A 13,057-nucleotide genomic window follows, 5' to 3' on the forward strand; every position below is an offset into this window, starting at 1 on the left:
TTACTTACCAGCCTTTCCGACCTTGCGGCGGACCTGCTCGCCCTCGTACCGCACGCCCTTGCCCTTGTACGGCTCGGGCTTGCGGATCTTGCGGATGTTCGCGGCGGTCTCGCCCACGAGCTGCTTGTCGATGCCCGAGACCTTGATCTTGGTGGGGCCCTCGACGGTGAACGTGATGCCCTCCGGCGGGGAGACGACCACGGGGTGGGAGAAGCCGAGGGCGAACTCGAGGTTCGATCCCTTGGCGACGACGCGGTAACCCGTGCCGACGATCTCCAGGCCCTTGGTGTAGCCGTCCGTCACGCCGATGACCATGTTGTTGATCAGCGTGCGGGTGAGGCCGTGCAGCGAGCGGGACTCACGCTCGTCGTCCGGACGCGAGACGACGATCGCGCCGTCGTCGTCGCGGGCGACGGTGATGGGCTCCTTGACCGTGTGCGACAGGGTGCCCTTGGGGCCCTTGACGGACACGGCGGGACCCTCGATGGTGACCTCGACGCCCGAGGGCACGGAGACCGGGTACTTTCCGATGCGGCTCATAGTGTGACTTCCTTCCCGATCACCAGACGTAGGCGAGGACTTCCCCGCCCACGCCCTTGTCGCCGGCCTCACGGTCGGTCAGCAGACCGGAGGAGGTGGACAGGATCGCCACACCGAGGCCGCCCAGGACGCGCGGCAGGTTCGTGGACTTCGCGTAGACGCGGAGCCCGGGCTTCGACACGCGGCGGACGCCGGCGAGCGAGCGCTCACGGTTCGGGCCGAACTTCAGCGCGAGCACGAGGGTCTTGCCGACCTCGGCGTCCTCCACGCTGGAGCCGGCGATGTAGCCCTCGGCCTGCAGGATCTCGGCGATCGCGGCCTTGAGCTTGGAGTAGGGCATCGACACCGACTCGTGGTAGGCCGAGTTGGCGTTGCGCAGACGCGTCAGCATGTCTGCGATGGGATCGGTCATGGTCATGGTGGGCAGCAGCCCTTCCTCGTCGCGGTTTCCGTCTCGGACCTGCGACGTCAGTGAATTACCAGCTGGACTTGGTGACGCCGGGGAGCTGGCCGCGCAGGGCCATCTCGCGCAGGCAGACGCGGCACAGGCCGAACTTCCGGTACACGGAGTGCGGACGTCCGCAGCGCTGGCACCGGGTGTAGCCGCGCACCTTGAACTTCGGGGCGCGCGAGGCCTTCTGCTTGAGAGCGGTCTTGGCCACGGATCAGTCCTCCTTGAAGGGGAAGCCGAGGCGCTTGAGCAGCGAGCGCCCCTGGTCGTCGTTGATGGCGGACGTGACCACGGTGATGTCCATGCCGCGGACCCGGTCGATGGCGTCCTGGTCGATCTCGTGGAACATCGACTGCTCGTTGAGACCGAAGGTGTAGTTGCCGTTGCCGTCGAACTGCTTGGCGCTGAGCCCGCGGAAGTCGCGGATGCGCGGCAGGGCGATCGACAGCAGGCGGTCGAGGAACTCCCACATGCGGTCGCCGCGCAGCGTGACGTGCGCGCCGATCGGCATGCCCTCGCGCAGCTTGAACTGCGCGATGGAGCGCCGGGCCTTCGTGACCTGCGGCTTCTGGCCGGTGATGAGGGTGAGGTCGCGGATCGCGCCCTCGATGAGCTTGCTGTCGCGCGCGGCGTCACCGACACCCATGTTCACGACGACCTTGACGAGGCCGGGAACCTGGTTGATGTTGGCGTGGCCGAACTCCTCGCGCAGGCCGGCCTTGATCTCGGAGCGGTAGCGCTCCTTGAGGCGCGGCGACGCGACGGTGGTGGTCTCGGTCATGTCAGACGTCCTTACCGGAGCGCTTGGCGATGCGGACGCGCACGTTGCGCTCGCGTCCGTCGCGCTCCACCTGCTCGGTGCGGTACCCCACGCGGGTGCCCTTCTTCGTCTCCGGGTCCACGAGCATGACGTTGCTGACGTGGATCGGCGCCTCGACGGTCTCGATGCCGCCGGACGTGCCGCCCGACGAGGACTGGCCGACCTTCGTGTGGCGGGTGACGCGCTGGACGCCCTCGACGATCAGGCGGTCCTTGGCCACGTCGACCTTGAGGACACGGCCCTGCTTGCCCTTGTCGCGGCCGGCGATGACGACCACGAGGTCGCCCTTCTTGATCTTCGCCATCACAGCACCTCCGGCGCCAGGGAAATGATTCGCATGTACTTCTTGTCGCGCAGCTCGCGGCCGACCGGGCCGAAGATGCGGGTGCCGCGCGGGTCGCCGTCGGCCTTGAGGATGACGGCGGCGTTCTCGTCGAAACGGATGTAGCTGCCGTCGGGACGACGACGCTCCTTGCGGGTGCGGACGATGACCGCCTTGACGACGTCGCCCTTCTTGACGTTGCCGCCCGGGATGGCGTCCTTGACGGTGGCGACGATGACGTCGCCGATGCCGGCGTAGCGTCGGCCGGAGCCACCGAGCACACGGATGCAGAGGATCTCCTTCGCACCCGTGTTGTCGGCGACCTTGAGCCGCGACTCCTGCTGGATCATTCTTTACTCCTGTCGTCGTGCCGGTTCTCGCCGGGCGAGCCTGGCCGAACGGATGTGATGGTGGGTCGGGAGACCCGCGTCAGCGGGCCTTCTCGATGATCTCGGTGACGCGGTAGCGCTTGGTGGCGGACAGCGGCCGGGTCTCCATGATCCGGACCAGGTCGCCCACGCCGACCTCGTTGTTCTCGTCGTGCGCCTTCACCCGCTCGGTGCGGCGCAGGACCTTGCCGTAGAGCGCGTGCTTGACGCGGTCCTCGACCTCGACGACGACGGTCTTGTCCATCTTGTCCGACACGACGTAGCCGCGACGGGACTTGCGGTAGTTCCGCTCGTCCTCGGTCGCCTGCTCGACGGCGGAGCTCGTGTTCTCGCTCATGTCGTCCTTCACTTCTTCTTCGTGGTCTCGGCCGGGGCCGGCGCGGTGCGCAGCCCGAGCTCGCGCTCACGCGCGATCGTGTAGATGCGCGCGATGTCCCGCTTGACGGCCTTGAGCCGGCCGTGGTCCTCGAGCTGGCCGGTGGCCGAGGAGAACCGCAGGTTGAACAGCTCGGCCTTGGCCTCGGCAAGCTTCTCGGCGAGGACCGAGTCGTCCATCTCGTCGAGCTCGATCGGCGTCAGACCCTTCGATCCGATGGCCATCAGCCCTCACCACCTTCACGCACGACGAATCGCGTCTTCATCGGGAGCTTGTGCTGCGCACGGGACATGGCCTCGCGGGCCAGGTCCTCGGGGACGCCGGCGAGCTCGAACATCACTCGGCCCGGCTTGACGTTGGACACCCACCACTCGACGGAGCCCTTGCCGGACCCCATGCGGGTCTCGGCCGGCTTCTTCGTGAGCGGGCGGTCCGGGAAGATGTTCACCCACACCTTGCCGCCACGCTTGACGTGACGGGTCATGGCGATACGGGCGGCCTCGATCTGCCGGTTGGTCACGTAGGCGTGCTCGAGGGCCTGGATGCCGTAGTCACCGAACGAGATGGTGGTGCCACCCGTCGCGGTGCCCCGGCGCCCGGGGTGGTGCTGCTTGCGGTGCTTGGTCCGCCTGGGGATGAGCATGCTCAGGCCTCCGTCGTGGGCGTAGCGGGCGCCGCGGGGGCACCCTCGGTGGCGGCCGGGGCGGGCCGCGAGTCCCGGCGCGGGCCACGGCCACCGCCGCGTCCCTGACGGGGACCGCGCTGCGAGCCGGCGTCGGCCTCCTGGCGGGCGAACTCCTTCTCGGTGACGTCGCCCTTGTAGATCCAGACCTTGACGCCGATGCGGCCGAAGGTCGTGCGGGCCTCGAAGAAGCCGTAGTCGATGTTCGCGCGGAGCGTGTGCAGGGGCACCCGGCCCTCGCGGTAGAACTCCGAGCGCGACATCTCCGCACCGCCGAGGCGGCCGGCGCACTGCACACGGATGCCCTTGGCGCCCGCGCGCTGGGCGGACTGCATGCCCTTGCGCATGGCGCGGCGGAACGAGACGCGCGAGGCGAGCTGCTCGGCGATGCCCTGGGCCACCAGCTGCGCGTCCATCTCGGGGTTCTTCACCTCGAGGATGTTGAGCTGGACCTGCTTGCCCGTGAGCTTCTCGAGGTCGCCGCGCAGGCGGTCGGCCTCGGCGCCGCGGCGGCCGATGACGATGCCCGGTCGCGCGGTGTGGAGGTCGATGCGGACGCGGTCGCGCGTGCGCTCGATGTCCACCTTGGAGATGCCGGCGCGCTCGAGGCCGCGGGACATCAGCTTGCGCACCTCGACGTCCTCGCGGACGTAGTCGCGGTAGCGCTGCCCCTCCTTGGTCGAGTCGGCGAACCAGCGCGAACGGTGGTCGGTGGTGATGCCGAGCCGGAAACCGGTCGGGTTGACCTTCTGACCCACTAGTTGGTCCCTCCCTTGCTTCCGGCGCCCGCGGGCACCTCGGACTCGTCGCCGACGACGACGGTGATGTGGCTCGTCCGCTTGAGCACCCGGGCGGCGCGCCCCTGGGCGCGCGGCCGGAACCGCTTCATGGTCGGACCCTCGTCGACGTACGCCTCGAGCACGCGGAGCTCGCCCGCGTCGAAGCGCTCGCCGTCGCGGTCGGCCACCACACGTGCGTTGGCGATCGCCGACTCGAGCACCTTGCGGACGGTCTCCGCCGCCGCCTGGGGGGCGAACCGGAGCACGTCCACGGCCTCCTCGGCGCGCTTGCCGCGGACCACGTCCACGATGCGGCGTGCCTTCATGGGCGTCACGCGAACGAATCGCGCCTGCGCCTTGGCTTCCATGTCTCTGCCTTACCTCTGCTGGTCGTCGGGCGCGCGCCTCAGCGGCGGCGGCCCTTCCGGTCGTCCTTGTCGTGCCCGCGGTAGGTACGCGTCGGGGCGAACTCCCCGAGCTTGTGACCAACCATCGCCTCGGTGACGAACACCGGGACGTGCTTGCGGCCGTCGTGCACGGCGAAGGTGTGGCCCAGGAAGTCGGGGGTGATGACCGACCGGCGGGACCAGGTCTTGATGACGTTCTTCGAGCCCTTCTCGTTGGCGACGTCCACCTTCTTCTGCAGGTGGTCGTCGACGAAGGGGCCCTTCTTCAGGCTGCGTGGCATCTCGTCAGTGCTCCTTGGCTCAGCGCTTCTTGCCGGTCCGGCGACGACGCACGATCAGCTTGTCGCTGGGCTTGTTCGGACGGCGGGTACGGCCCTCGGGCTGCCCCCACGGGCTCACCGGGTGGCGACCGCCGGAGGTCTTGCCCTCACCACCGCCGTGCGGGTGGTCGACCGGGTTCATCACGACGCCGCGGACGGTCGGGCGCTTGCCCTTCCACCGCATGCGGCCGGCCTTGCCCCAGCTGATGTTCGACTGCTCGGCGTTGCCGACCTCGCCGATCGTGGCGCGGCAACGCGCGTCCACCCGACGGATCTCGCCCGACGGCATGCGCAGGGCGGCGTAGATCCCCTCCTTCGCGAGGAGCTGGACCGACGAGCCGGCCGAGCGGGCGATCTTCGCGCCGCCACCGGGGCGGAGCTCGATCGCGTGCACGGTCGTACCGACAGGGATGTTGCGGAGCTGGAGCGAGTTGCCCGGCTTGATGTCCGCGCCCGGGCCGGCCTCGACCGTGTCGCCCTGGCTCAGCCGCGTCGGCGCGAGGATGTAGCGCTTCTCGCCGTCGGCGTAGTGCAGCAGCGCGATGCGCGCGGTGCGGTTCGGGTCGTACTCGATGTGCGCGACCGTGGCCGGCACCCCGTCCTTGTCGTGACGACGGAAGTCGATGACGCGGTACGCGCGCTTGTGGCCGCCACCCTTGTGCCGGGTGGTGATCCGACCGGAGGAGTTGCGGCCCCCGGACTTGCTGAGCGGGCGGACGAGCGACTTCTCCGGCGTGGAGCGCGTGATCTCGACGAAGTCGGCCACGCTCGAGCCGCGACGGCCCGGGGTGGTCGGCTTGTACTTACGGATTCCCATGTTCTGGTTCCCTCGATCCCAATCCGACCGGCGGTCAGCCGGCCACCTCACCGAAGATGTCGATGGTCCCGGAGCGCAGGGTGACGATGGCGCGCTTGGTGTCCTTGCGCTTGCCCATGCCGTTGCGCGTGCGACGGGTCTTGCCCGCCCGGTTGATCGTGTTGACGGACGAGACCTTCACGTCGAAGATCTGCTCGATCGCCTGCTTGATCTCGGTCTTGTTCGATCGGGGGTCCACCTCGAAGGTGTACTTGCCCTGGTCGATGAGGTTGTAGCTCTTCTCCGACACGATGGGTCGGACGATGACGTCGCGGGGGTTCTTCACGGCCTCGAGGCTCACTTCGACTCCTCCTCGTCCGCGCGCGTGCCGACGAGAGCGTCGAGCGCCGCGGAGGTGAACACGACGTCGTCGTTGACGAGGACGTCGTACGTGTTGAGCTGGTCGACCCACAGGACGTGGACCTCGGCGAGGTTGCGCACGGAGAGTGCGGCCACCTCGTCGGTGCGCGTGAGCACCACGAGCGCGCGGCGCGAGCCGGCGAGGCTCGTGAGCGTCGCGCGGGCGGCGCGCGTCGACGGGGTGTCACCCTCGACGAGCGAGGAGACCACGTGGACGCGGCCGGCGCGGGCCCGGTCGGACAGGGCGCCACGCAGGGCGGCGGCCTTCATCTTCTTCGGGGTGCGCTGGCTGTAGTCGCGCGGCTGCGGTCCGTGGACCACGCCACCGCCGGCGAACTGCGGGGCGCGGGTCGAACCCTGACGGGCACGGCCCGTGCCCTTCTGCTTGTACGGCTTCTTGCCACCGCCGCGGACGTCGCCGCGGGTCTTGGTGGCGTGGGTGCCCTGGCGGGCCGCCGCGAGCTGCGCGACGACGACCTGGTGCATGAGGGCCGTGTTGGCCTGCACGTCGAAGACCTCGGCGGGGAGGTCCGCGGTGCCGGTCTTCTTGCCGGTGGCGTCGATGACGTCGATGGCGGTCATGGTCAGGCCCCCTTCGCGGCGGAGCGGACGACGACGAGGCCGCCCTTGGGACCGGGGACCGCGCCGGCGATCAGCAGAACGCCGTGCTCGAGGTCCACGGCGTGGACGGTGAGGTTCTGGACCGTGCGCCGGGCGACGCCCATGCGGCCGGCCATCTTCTGGCCGCGGAACACGCGGCCGGGGGTCGCGGCGCCGCCGATCGACCCGGGCTTGCGGTGGTTGCGGTGCGCACCGTGCGAGGCGGAGACACCGGCGAAGCCGTGCCGCTTCATGACGCCCGCGAGACCCTTGCCCTTGGTCGTGCCGACGACGTCGACGCGCTGGCCGGTCTCGAAGGTGGAGCCGTCGAGCTCCTGGCCGACCGAGTACTCCTCGGCGTCGGCGGTGCGCAGCTCGGTGACGTGCCGGCGAGGGGTGACCCCGGCGGCGTCGAAGCGCTTGCGCAGCGGCTGGGTCACGCGTCGCGGGTCGATCTCGCCGTAGGCGATCTGGACGGCGGTGTAGCCGTCGCGCTCGACCGTGCGGATCTGGGTCACGACGTTGGTGTCCACCTTGACGGCGGTCACGGGGACGAGGAGCCCGTCCTCGTCCCACACCTGGGTCATGCCGAGCTTGGTGCCGAGGAGACCCTTGACGGTGGCCCCGGCTGTCTGCTGGGAAGTGGTGGTCATGGCGTCGTTCCTCAGAGCTTGATCTCGATGTTGACGTCCGCCGGCAGGTCGAGCCGCATGAGCGAGTCGACGGCCTTCGGCGTCGGGTCGATGATGTCGATGAGCCGCTTGTGCGTGCGCATCTCGAAGTGCTCGCGGCTGTCCTTGTACTTGTGGGGCGACCGGATGACGACGAAGACGTTCTTCTCCGTCGGCAGCGGCACCGGGCCCACGACCGTCGCACCAGCGCGCGTCACCGTGTCGACGATCTTGCGCGCCGAGCTGTCGATGACCTCGTGGTCGTAGGACTTGAGCCGGATGCGGATCTTCTGTCCCGCCATGGCGTCGTCATACCTCTCTCGTACCCTTGCGTCGGCCGACCCCCGCGCCCGGGCGTGTCGCACTTCGCGCACGTCCGGCCCGAGCGACCCGTGTGGGCCTGACCGTTGGATGCTTACCGTCGCGGGCCTCGCGCCCACGCCCCGCACTCCCGGACCTCGGTCCGTGCGTGCCGGCCTGCGGCATGCCGGGCGTACCCGGTCTCCGCAACGTCTGCCCGTCGTAGGTTGGAGTGCCTGCGACGGTCGGTGCACGCCTGGGCGCGCACCCGTGTCCGACCGACAACGTTACCAGCGCACGACCACGGCCGGAACCCCGGGTGGACCGCTCGCCGTGTGAGGCTCCGCACCAGGTCACCGGCCGCTCCCCCGACGTCGGACATGCGTGAGGGCCCGGCCTCCCTCGCGGGAGACCGGGCCCTCACGGTGCGCCGGCCGGAGCCGGCTCAGATCACTTGAGGATCTTGACGACGCGGCCGGAGCCGACGGTGCGGCCACCCTCGCGGATGGCGAAGCCGAGGCCCTCCTCCATCGCGATGGGCTGGATGAGGTCGACCGTCATCTCGGTGTTGTCGCCCGGCATGACCATCTCGGTGCCCTCGGGCAGCTGGATGACGCCGGTGACGTCCGTGGTGCGGAAGTAGAACTGCGGGCGGTAGTTCGAGTAGAACGGGTTGTGGCGGCCACCCTCGTCCTTGCCGAGGATGTAGACCTGCGCCTCGAACTGCGTGTGCGGCGTGATCGACCCGGGCTTGCAGACGACCTGGCCGCGCTCGACGTCCTCGCGCTTGGTGCCGCGCAGGAGGAGACCGACGTTCTCGCCGGCGTCCGCGGTGTCGAGCAGCTTGCGGAACATCTCGATGCCCGTGACCGTGGTGGTCTGCTTGTTCTCCTGGATGCCGACGATCTCGACGTCCTCGTTGACCTTGAGCTGACCACGCTCGACACGGCCGGTGACGACCGTGCCACGACCGGTGATCGTGAAGACGTCCTCGATGGGCATGAGGAACGGCTTCTCGATGTCGCGGACCGGGTCCGGGACGTTCTCGTCGACGGCGGCCATGAGGTCCTGGACCGACTTGACCCACTGCTCGTCGCCCTCGAGCGCCTTGAGCGCCGAGACGCGCACGACGGGGGCGTCGTCGCCGGGGAACTCCTGGTCCGAGAGGAGCTCACGGACCTCCATCTCGACGAGCTCGAGGAGGTCCTCGTCGTCGACCATGTCGGACTTGTTGAGCGCCACGAGGAGGTAGGGCACACCGACCTGACGGGCGAGCAGCACGTGCTCACGCGTCTGGGCCATCGGGCCGTCGGTCGCCGCGACCACGAGGATCGCGCCGTCCATCTGCGCCGCACCGGTGATCATGTTCTTCACGTAGTCGGCGTGACCAGGGGCGTCGACGTGCGCGTAGTGGCGCTTCTCCGTCTGGTACTCGACGTGCGAGACGTTGATCGTGATGCCGCGCTGACGCTCCTCGGGAGCGTTGTCGACCTGATCGAACGGCGTGAAGTCGTTGAGGTCCGGGTACTGGTCCGCCAGAACCTTCGAGATCGCCGCGGTCAGCGTCGTCTTACCGTGGTCGACGTGACCGATCGTGCCGATGTTGACGTGCGGCTTGGTCCGCTCGAACTTGGCCTTAGCCACTGTGGTGTCCTCCTGGGACTCGGGTAGTTGTCTGTCTGGCGAGAACCGGATGCCCACGCCAGGGGCAGATGGATCCTACGGGTCGGTCGGGTGTGGTGCTGGGGTGCGGCCCGTGGGACCTACTCGCCCCGGGTCTTCTTGACGATCTCCTCAGCGACGTTCCGAGGAACCTCGGCGTAGCTGTGGAACTGCATCGAGTACACCGCGCGACCCTGGGTCTTCGACCGCAGGTCCCCGACGTACCCGAACATCTCGGACAGCGGCACGAGCGCCCGGACGACCTTGACGCCGGTGGCGTCCTCCATCGACTGGATCATGCCACGCCGCGAGTTGATGTCGCCGACGACGTCGCCCATGTACTCGGCGGGCGTACGCACCTCGACGTCCATCGTCGGCTCGAGAAGGACGGGGTCCGCCTTCTTCACGCCCTCCTTGAGGGCCATCGAGCCGGCGATCTTGAAGGCCATCTCCGAGGAGTCGACGTCGTGGTACGCGCCGTCGAGCAGGGTGGCCTTGATGCCCACGAGCGGGTAGCCCGCGACGACGCCGCCCTGCATGGCGTCCTGGATACCGGCGTCGACCGACGGGATGTACTCCCGCGGGACGCGACCACCGGTGACCGCGTTGGCGAACTCGTAGAGCTCGCCGTCCTCGGTGTCCAGCGGCTCGAACGAGACCTGGACCTTCGCGAACTGGCCGGAGCCACCGGTCTGCTTCTTGTGCGTGTAGTCGACCTTGTCGACCGTGCGGCGGATCGTCTCGCGGTAGGCGACCATCGGCGCACCGACGTTGGCCTCGACGCGGAACTCACGCTTCATGCGGTCGACGAGGACGTCGAGGTGGAGCTCGCCCATGCCGCCGATGACCGTCTGACCGGTCTCGTCGTCGAGGCGGACCGTGAACGTCGGGTCCTCCTCGGCGAGCTTCTGGATCGCCGTGCCGAGCTTCTCCTGGTCGCCCTTGGTCTTGGGCTCGATCGCGACGTGGATGACCGGCTCCGGGAAAGTCATCGACTCGAGCACGACCGGGTCGTTGACGTCGGAGAGCGTGTCGCCCGTCGCGGTGTCCTTGAGGCCGATGACCGCGTAGATGTGCCCGGCGCCGATCTCCTCGACCGGGTTCTCCTTGTTGGCGTGCATCTGGAAGATCTTCCCGATGCGCTCCTTCTTGCCCTTGGTCGAGTTGAGGACGGGCGAACCGGACTTGATCGTCCCGGAGTACACGCGGATGTAGGTCAGCCGGCCGAAGAACGGGTGCACGGCGATCTTGAACGCGAGCGCGGCGAACGGCTCCGACGTGTCGGCGTGCCGCTCGATGACCTTCTCCTCGTCCTTCGGGTCGGTGCCCGGGATCGCGGGGACGTCGAGCGGGCTGGGCAGGTAGTCCACGACCGCGTCGAGCATCGGCTGCACGCCGCGGTTCTTGAACGCCGAGCCGCACAGGACCGGGTAGACCTCGGAGTTGACCGTGAGCTTGCGGATGCCCGCCTTGAGCTCCTCGATCGTCAGCTCCTCGCCCTCGAAGAACTTCTCCATGAGGGTCTCGTCCGACTCCGCGACGGCCTCGACGAGCTCGGCGCGGTACTGCTCCGCCTTCTCGCGGAGGTCGGCCGGGATCTCCTGGGTCTCGTAGCTCGCACCGAGCGTGGTGTCGCCCTTGGAGTCCGCCGGCCACACGAGGGCCTTCATCTGGAGCAGGTCGACGACGCCGATGAAGTCGTTCTCCGCGCCGATCGGGAGCTGGAGGACGAGCGGCTTGGCGCCGAGCCGGTTGACGATCGTGTCGACGGTGAAGTAGAAGTCCGCGCCGAGCTTGTCCATCTTGTTGACGAAGCAGATGCGGGGGACGTCGTACTTGTCCGCCTGGCGCCACACCGTCTCCGACTGGGGCTCCACGCCCTCCTTGCCGTCGAAGACCGCGACCGCGCCGTCGAGCACGCGCAGCGAGCGCTCGACCTCGACCGTGAAGTCGACGTGGCCGGGCGTGTCGATGATGTTGATCTGGTTGGTGTCCCAGAAGCACGTGACCGCGGCGGACGTGATGGTGATGCCGCGCTCCTGCTCCTGCTCCATCCAGTCGGTCGTCGACGCGCCGTCGTGGGTCTCACCGAGCTTGTGGTTGACGCCCGTGTAGAAGAGGATCCGCTCGGTCGTCGTCGTCTTGCCGGCGTCGATGTGCGCCATGATGCCGATGTTGCGGACCTTGGTCAGGTCGGTCATGACGTCAGTTGCCACGTCGCGTTCTCCTCGTGAGGTTCGGTGTCGGTCGGTCGGCGAACGCGGCCGGGTCGCCCCGGCCGCGCTCGGTCACCAGCGGTAGTGCGCGAAGGCGCGGTTGGCCTCGGCCATCTTGTGGATGTCCTCGCGACGCTTGACCGCCGCACCGAGCCCGTTGGAGGCGTCGAGGATCTCGTTCATCAGGCGCTCGGTCATCGTCTTCTCGCGGCGGGCGCGGGCGTAGTCGACGAGCCAGCGCAGGGCCAGCGTGGTGGACCGGGAGGGGCGAACCTCGACCGGCACCTGGTAGGTGGAGCCACCCACGCGCCGCGAGCGCACCTCGAGCGAGGGGCGCACGTTGTCCATGGCGCGCTTGAGCACGGCCGTGGGGTCGCCCTCGGTCTTGCCGCGGACGCCCTCGAGGGCGCCGTAGACGATCCGCTCGGCGGTGGACTTCTTGCCGTCGAGGAGCACGCGGTTGACGAGCTGCGTGACGATGGTCGAGCCGTAGACCGGGTCGACGACGACGGGACGCTTCGGGGCAGGGCCCTTACGAGGCATTACTTCTTCTCCTTCTTGGCGCCGTAGCGGCTCCGGGCCTGCTTGCGGTTCTTCACGCCCTGCGTGTCGAGCGCGCCGCGCACGATCTTGTAGCGGACGCCGGGGAGGTCCTTCACACGACCGCCGCGGACGAGCACCATCGAGTGCTCCTGGAGGTTGTGCCCCACGCCCGGGATGTAGGCGGTGACCTCGATGCCGCTCGAGAGGCGGACGCGCGCCACCTTCCGCAGGGCCGAGTTCGGCTTCTTCGGGGTGGTCGTGTACACGCGGGTGCACACGCCACGGCGCTGCGGGCTCCCCTTGAGGGCCGGCGTGCTCGAGGAGCTCGACTTGACCGACCGGCCCTTGCGGACCAGCTGCTGGATCGTGGGCACTACTTCTCCGTCTCGTTGCTGCAATCGTTGCGACTGCCTCGGGTCGATCTGTTGCTCGGCACCTCGCGCTCGGGCGTGGCGCACCAGGGTGACGCCGACCGGCCGAACGAGGCCGTGGTGACGTCTCCGGGCGGTCCGCCTGAAGGTCCTGCGTCGCCGGCCGCTGGTCGTGGACCGGGCAGGTGACGTGCGCGCGGGAGCCCGATCGGTCCGGGCACCGCCGTCCAGAGTAGCGGCCGCCAGTTTCCGGCGTCAAAGGACCGGGGTCGCCGAAGTGGTGTGATGAGACACGTCGACGTCGGCGGGGGTGGGGGGGGGGGGGGGGGGGGGGGGGGTGTGTTGTGTTGCTCTCCGCCGTGTGGGGGGTGGAGGGGTGTGCGGGGGGGGGG

At 68.9% G+C, this 13,057-nt stretch carries 21 protein-coding genes; all 21 read right to left on the reverse strand.

Annotated features, from left to right (window positions below):
- The 21 genes from rplF to rpsL all read right to left on the reverse strand — a co-directional run bounded on the left by rplF (position 1) and on the right by rpsL (position 12,668).
- On the reverse strand, positions 1 to 540 hold the full coding sequence (gene rplF / locus ACPYO6_RS03805) for a 50S ribosomal protein L6 (protein WP_425713565.1): 540 nt from the start codon (positions 538 to 540) through the stop codon (positions 1 to 3).
- A gap of 19 nt (positions 541 to 559) precedes the next feature.
- A complete protein-coding gene (gene rpsH / locus ACPYO6_RS03810; protein WP_425713566.1) occupies positions 560 to 958 on the reverse strand; it encodes a 30S ribosomal protein S8 in 399 nt (132 codons plus the stop codon).
- Between the two features lie 58 nt (positions 959 to 1,016).
- Complete coding sequence (locus ACPYO6_RS03815; protein ID WP_425713567.1) at positions 1,017 to 1,202, reverse strand: type Z 30S ribosomal protein S14; 186 nt, start codon at positions 1,200 to 1,202, stop codon at positions 1,017 to 1,019.
- Positions 1,203 to 1,205: 3 nt separating this feature from the next.
- Positions 1,206 to 1,772: a 50S ribosomal protein L5 gene (gene rplE, locus ACPYO6_RS03820; RefSeq protein ID WP_425713568.1), complete on the reverse strand. Its 567-nt coding sequence runs from the start codon at positions 1,770 to 1,772 to the stop codon at positions 1,206 to 1,208.
- Position 1,773: 1 nt separating this feature from the next.
- The gene (rplX, locus tag ACPYO6_RS03825; protein WP_425713569.1) at positions 1,774 to 2,115 is read right to left on the reverse strand and encodes a 50S ribosomal protein L24; all 342 of its coding nucleotides are present in this window, start codon (positions 2,113 to 2,115) and stop codon (positions 1,774 to 1,776) included.
- Positions 2,115 to 2,483: a 50S ribosomal protein L14 gene (gene rplN, locus ACPYO6_RS03830; RefSeq protein WP_425713570.1), complete on the reverse strand. Its 369-nt coding sequence runs from the start codon at positions 2,481 to 2,483 to the stop codon at positions 2,115 to 2,117. The genes rplX and rplN overlap by 1 nt, the downstream gene beginning before the upstream one ends.
- A gap of 79 nt (positions 2,484 to 2,562) precedes the next feature.
- Positions 2,563 to 2,859: a 30S ribosomal protein S17 gene (gene rpsQ, locus ACPYO6_RS03835; RefSeq protein WP_425713571.1), complete on the reverse strand. Its 297-nt coding sequence runs from the start codon at positions 2,857 to 2,859 to the stop codon at positions 2,563 to 2,565.
- An 8-nt stretch (positions 2,860 to 2,867) separates the two neighbouring features.
- Positions 2,868 to 3,122, reverse strand: coding sequence for a 50S ribosomal protein L29 (rpmC, locus tag ACPYO6_RS03840; RefSeq protein ID WP_425713572.1), 255 nt, complete (start codon positions 3,120 to 3,122; stop codon positions 2,868 to 2,870).
- Entirely contained in the window at positions 3,122 to 3,541 is a 420-nt protein-coding gene (gene rplP / locus ACPYO6_RS03845; RefSeq protein WP_425713573.1) for a 50S ribosomal protein L16, read from the reverse strand. Before rplP ends, rpmC begins: the two co-directional genes overlap by 1 nt.
- A 2-nt stretch (positions 3,542 to 3,543) precedes the next feature.
- The gene (rpsC, locus tag ACPYO6_RS03850; protein WP_425713574.1) at positions 3,544 to 4,338 is read right to left on the reverse strand and encodes a 30S ribosomal protein S3; all 795 of its coding nucleotides are present in this window, start codon (positions 4,336 to 4,338) and stop codon (positions 3,544 to 3,546) included.
- On the reverse strand, positions 4,338 to 4,727 hold the full coding sequence (gene rplV, locus ACPYO6_RS03855; RefSeq protein WP_425713575.1) for a 50S ribosomal protein L22: 390 nt from the start codon (positions 4,725 to 4,727) through the stop codon (positions 4,338 to 4,340). The genes rpsC and rplV overlap by 1 nt, the downstream gene beginning before the upstream one ends.
- A gap of 38 nt (positions 4,728 to 4,765) precedes the next feature.
- Complete coding sequence (gene rpsS / locus ACPYO6_RS03860) at positions 4,766 to 5,047, reverse strand: 30S ribosomal protein S19 (RefSeq protein WP_425713576.1); 282 nt, start codon at positions 5,045 to 5,047, stop codon at positions 4,766 to 4,768.
- Between the two features lie 19 nt (positions 5,048 to 5,066).
- Positions 5,067 to 5,903, reverse strand: coding sequence for a 50S ribosomal protein L2 (gene rplB / locus ACPYO6_RS03865; RefSeq protein ID WP_425713577.1), 837 nt, complete (start codon positions 5,901 to 5,903; stop codon positions 5,067 to 5,069).
- A gap of 34 nt (positions 5,904 to 5,937) precedes the next feature.
- Entirely contained in the window at positions 5,938 to 6,243 is a 306-nt protein-coding gene (gene rplW, locus ACPYO6_RS03870) for a 50S ribosomal protein L23 (protein WP_425713578.1), read from the reverse strand.
- On the reverse strand, positions 6,240 to 6,884 hold the full coding sequence (gene rplD, locus ACPYO6_RS03875; RefSeq protein WP_425713579.1) for a 50S ribosomal protein L4: 645 nt from the start codon (positions 6,882 to 6,884) through the stop codon (positions 6,240 to 6,242). The genes rplW and rplD overlap by 4 nt, the downstream gene beginning before the upstream one ends.
- 2 nt (positions 6,885 to 6,886) lie before the next feature.
- Complete coding sequence (rplC, locus tag ACPYO6_RS03880) at positions 6,887 to 7,555, reverse strand: 50S ribosomal protein L3 (RefSeq protein WP_425713580.1); 669 nt, start codon at positions 7,553 to 7,555, stop codon at positions 6,887 to 6,889.
- Positions 7,556 to 7,566: 11 nt separating this feature from the next.
- Complete coding sequence (rpsJ, locus tag ACPYO6_RS03885) at positions 7,567 to 7,875, reverse strand: 30S ribosomal protein S10 (protein ID WP_019146773.1); 309 nt, start codon at positions 7,873 to 7,875, stop codon at positions 7,567 to 7,569.
- A gap of 448 nt (positions 7,876 to 8,323) precedes the next feature.
- Positions 8,324 to 9,517, reverse strand: coding sequence for an elongation factor Tu (tuf, locus tag ACPYO6_RS03890; protein WP_425713581.1), 1,194 nt, complete (start codon positions 9,515 to 9,517; stop codon positions 8,324 to 8,326).
- A gap of 119 nt (positions 9,518 to 9,636) precedes the next feature.
- Positions 9,637 to 11,751: an elongation factor G gene (gene fusA, locus ACPYO6_RS03895; protein WP_425713582.1), complete on the reverse strand. Its 2,115-nt coding sequence runs from the start codon at positions 11,749 to 11,751 to the stop codon at positions 9,637 to 9,639.
- A 72-nt stretch (positions 11,752 to 11,823) separates the two neighbouring features.
- Complete coding sequence (rpsG, locus tag ACPYO6_RS03900; RefSeq protein WP_425713583.1) at positions 11,824 to 12,294, reverse strand: 30S ribosomal protein S7; 471 nt, start codon at positions 12,292 to 12,294, stop codon at positions 11,824 to 11,826.
- Entirely contained in the window at positions 12,294 to 12,668 is a 375-nt protein-coding gene (rpsL, locus tag ACPYO6_RS03905) for a 30S ribosomal protein S12 (protein ID WP_425708342.1), read from the reverse strand. Before rpsL ends, rpsG begins: the two co-directional genes overlap by 1 nt.
- Positions 12,669 to 13,057 lie beyond the last annotated feature (389 nt).

The organism is Georgenia sp. Z1344, from assembly GCF_049856295.1.
Taxonomy (GTDB): Bacteria; Actinomycetota; Actinomycetes; order Actinomycetales; family Actinomycetaceae; genus JB111.

Coding starts and splice junctions, on each gene's coding strand:
- rplF (WP_425713565.1), bottom strand. CDS start 540: ATGAGCCGCATCGGAAAGTACCCGGTCTCCGTGCCCTCGGGCGTCGAG.
- rpsH (WP_425713566.1), bottom strand. CDS start 958: ATGACCATGACCGATCCCATCGCAGACATGCTGACGCGTCTGCGCAAC.
- rplE (WP_425713568.1), bottom strand. CDS start 1,772: ATGACCGAGACCACCACCGTCGCGTCGCCGCGCCTCAAGGAGCGCTAC.
- rplX (WP_425713569.1), bottom strand. CDS start 2,115: ATGGCGAAGATCAAGAAGGGCGACCTCGTGGTCGTCATCGCCGGCCGC.
- rplN (WP_425713570.1), bottom strand. CDS start 2,483: ATGATCCAGCAGGAGTCGCGGCTCAAGGTCGCCGACAACACGGGTGCG.
- rpsQ (WP_425713571.1), bottom strand. CDS start 2,859: ATGAGCGAGAACACGAGCTCCGCCGTCGAGCAGGCGACCGAGGACGAG.
- rpmC (WP_425713572.1), bottom strand. CDS start 3,122: ATGGCCATCGGATCGAAGGGTCTGACGCCGATCGAGCTCGACGAGATG.
- rplP (WP_425713573.1), bottom strand. CDS start 3,541: ATGCTCATCCCCAGGCGGACCAAGCACCGCAAGCAGCACCACCCCGGG.
- rplV (WP_425713575.1), bottom strand. CDS start 4,727: ATGGAAGCCAAGGCGCAGGCGCGATTCGTTCGCGTGACGCCCATGAAG.
- rpsS (WP_425713576.1), bottom strand. CDS start 5,047: ATGCCACGCAGCCTGAAGAAGGGCCCCTTCGTCGACGACCACCTGCAG.
- rplB (WP_425713577.1), bottom strand. CDS start 5,903: ATGGGAATCCGTAAGTACAAGCCGACCACCCCGGGCCGTCGCGGCTCG.
- rplD (WP_425713579.1), bottom strand. CDS start 6,884: ATGACCGCCATCGACGTCATCGACGCCACCGGCAAGAAGACCGGCACC.
- rplC (WP_425713580.1), bottom strand. CDS start 7,555: ATGACCACCACTTCCCAGCAGACAGCCGGGGCCACCGTCAAGGGTCTC.
- rpsJ (WP_019146773.1), bottom strand. CDS start 7,875: ATGGCGGGACAGAAGATCCGCATCCGGCTCAAGTCCTACGACCACGAG.
- rpsG (WP_425713583.1), bottom strand. CDS start 12,294: ATGCCTCGTAAGGGCCCTGCCCCGAAGCGTCCCGTCGTCGTCGACCCG.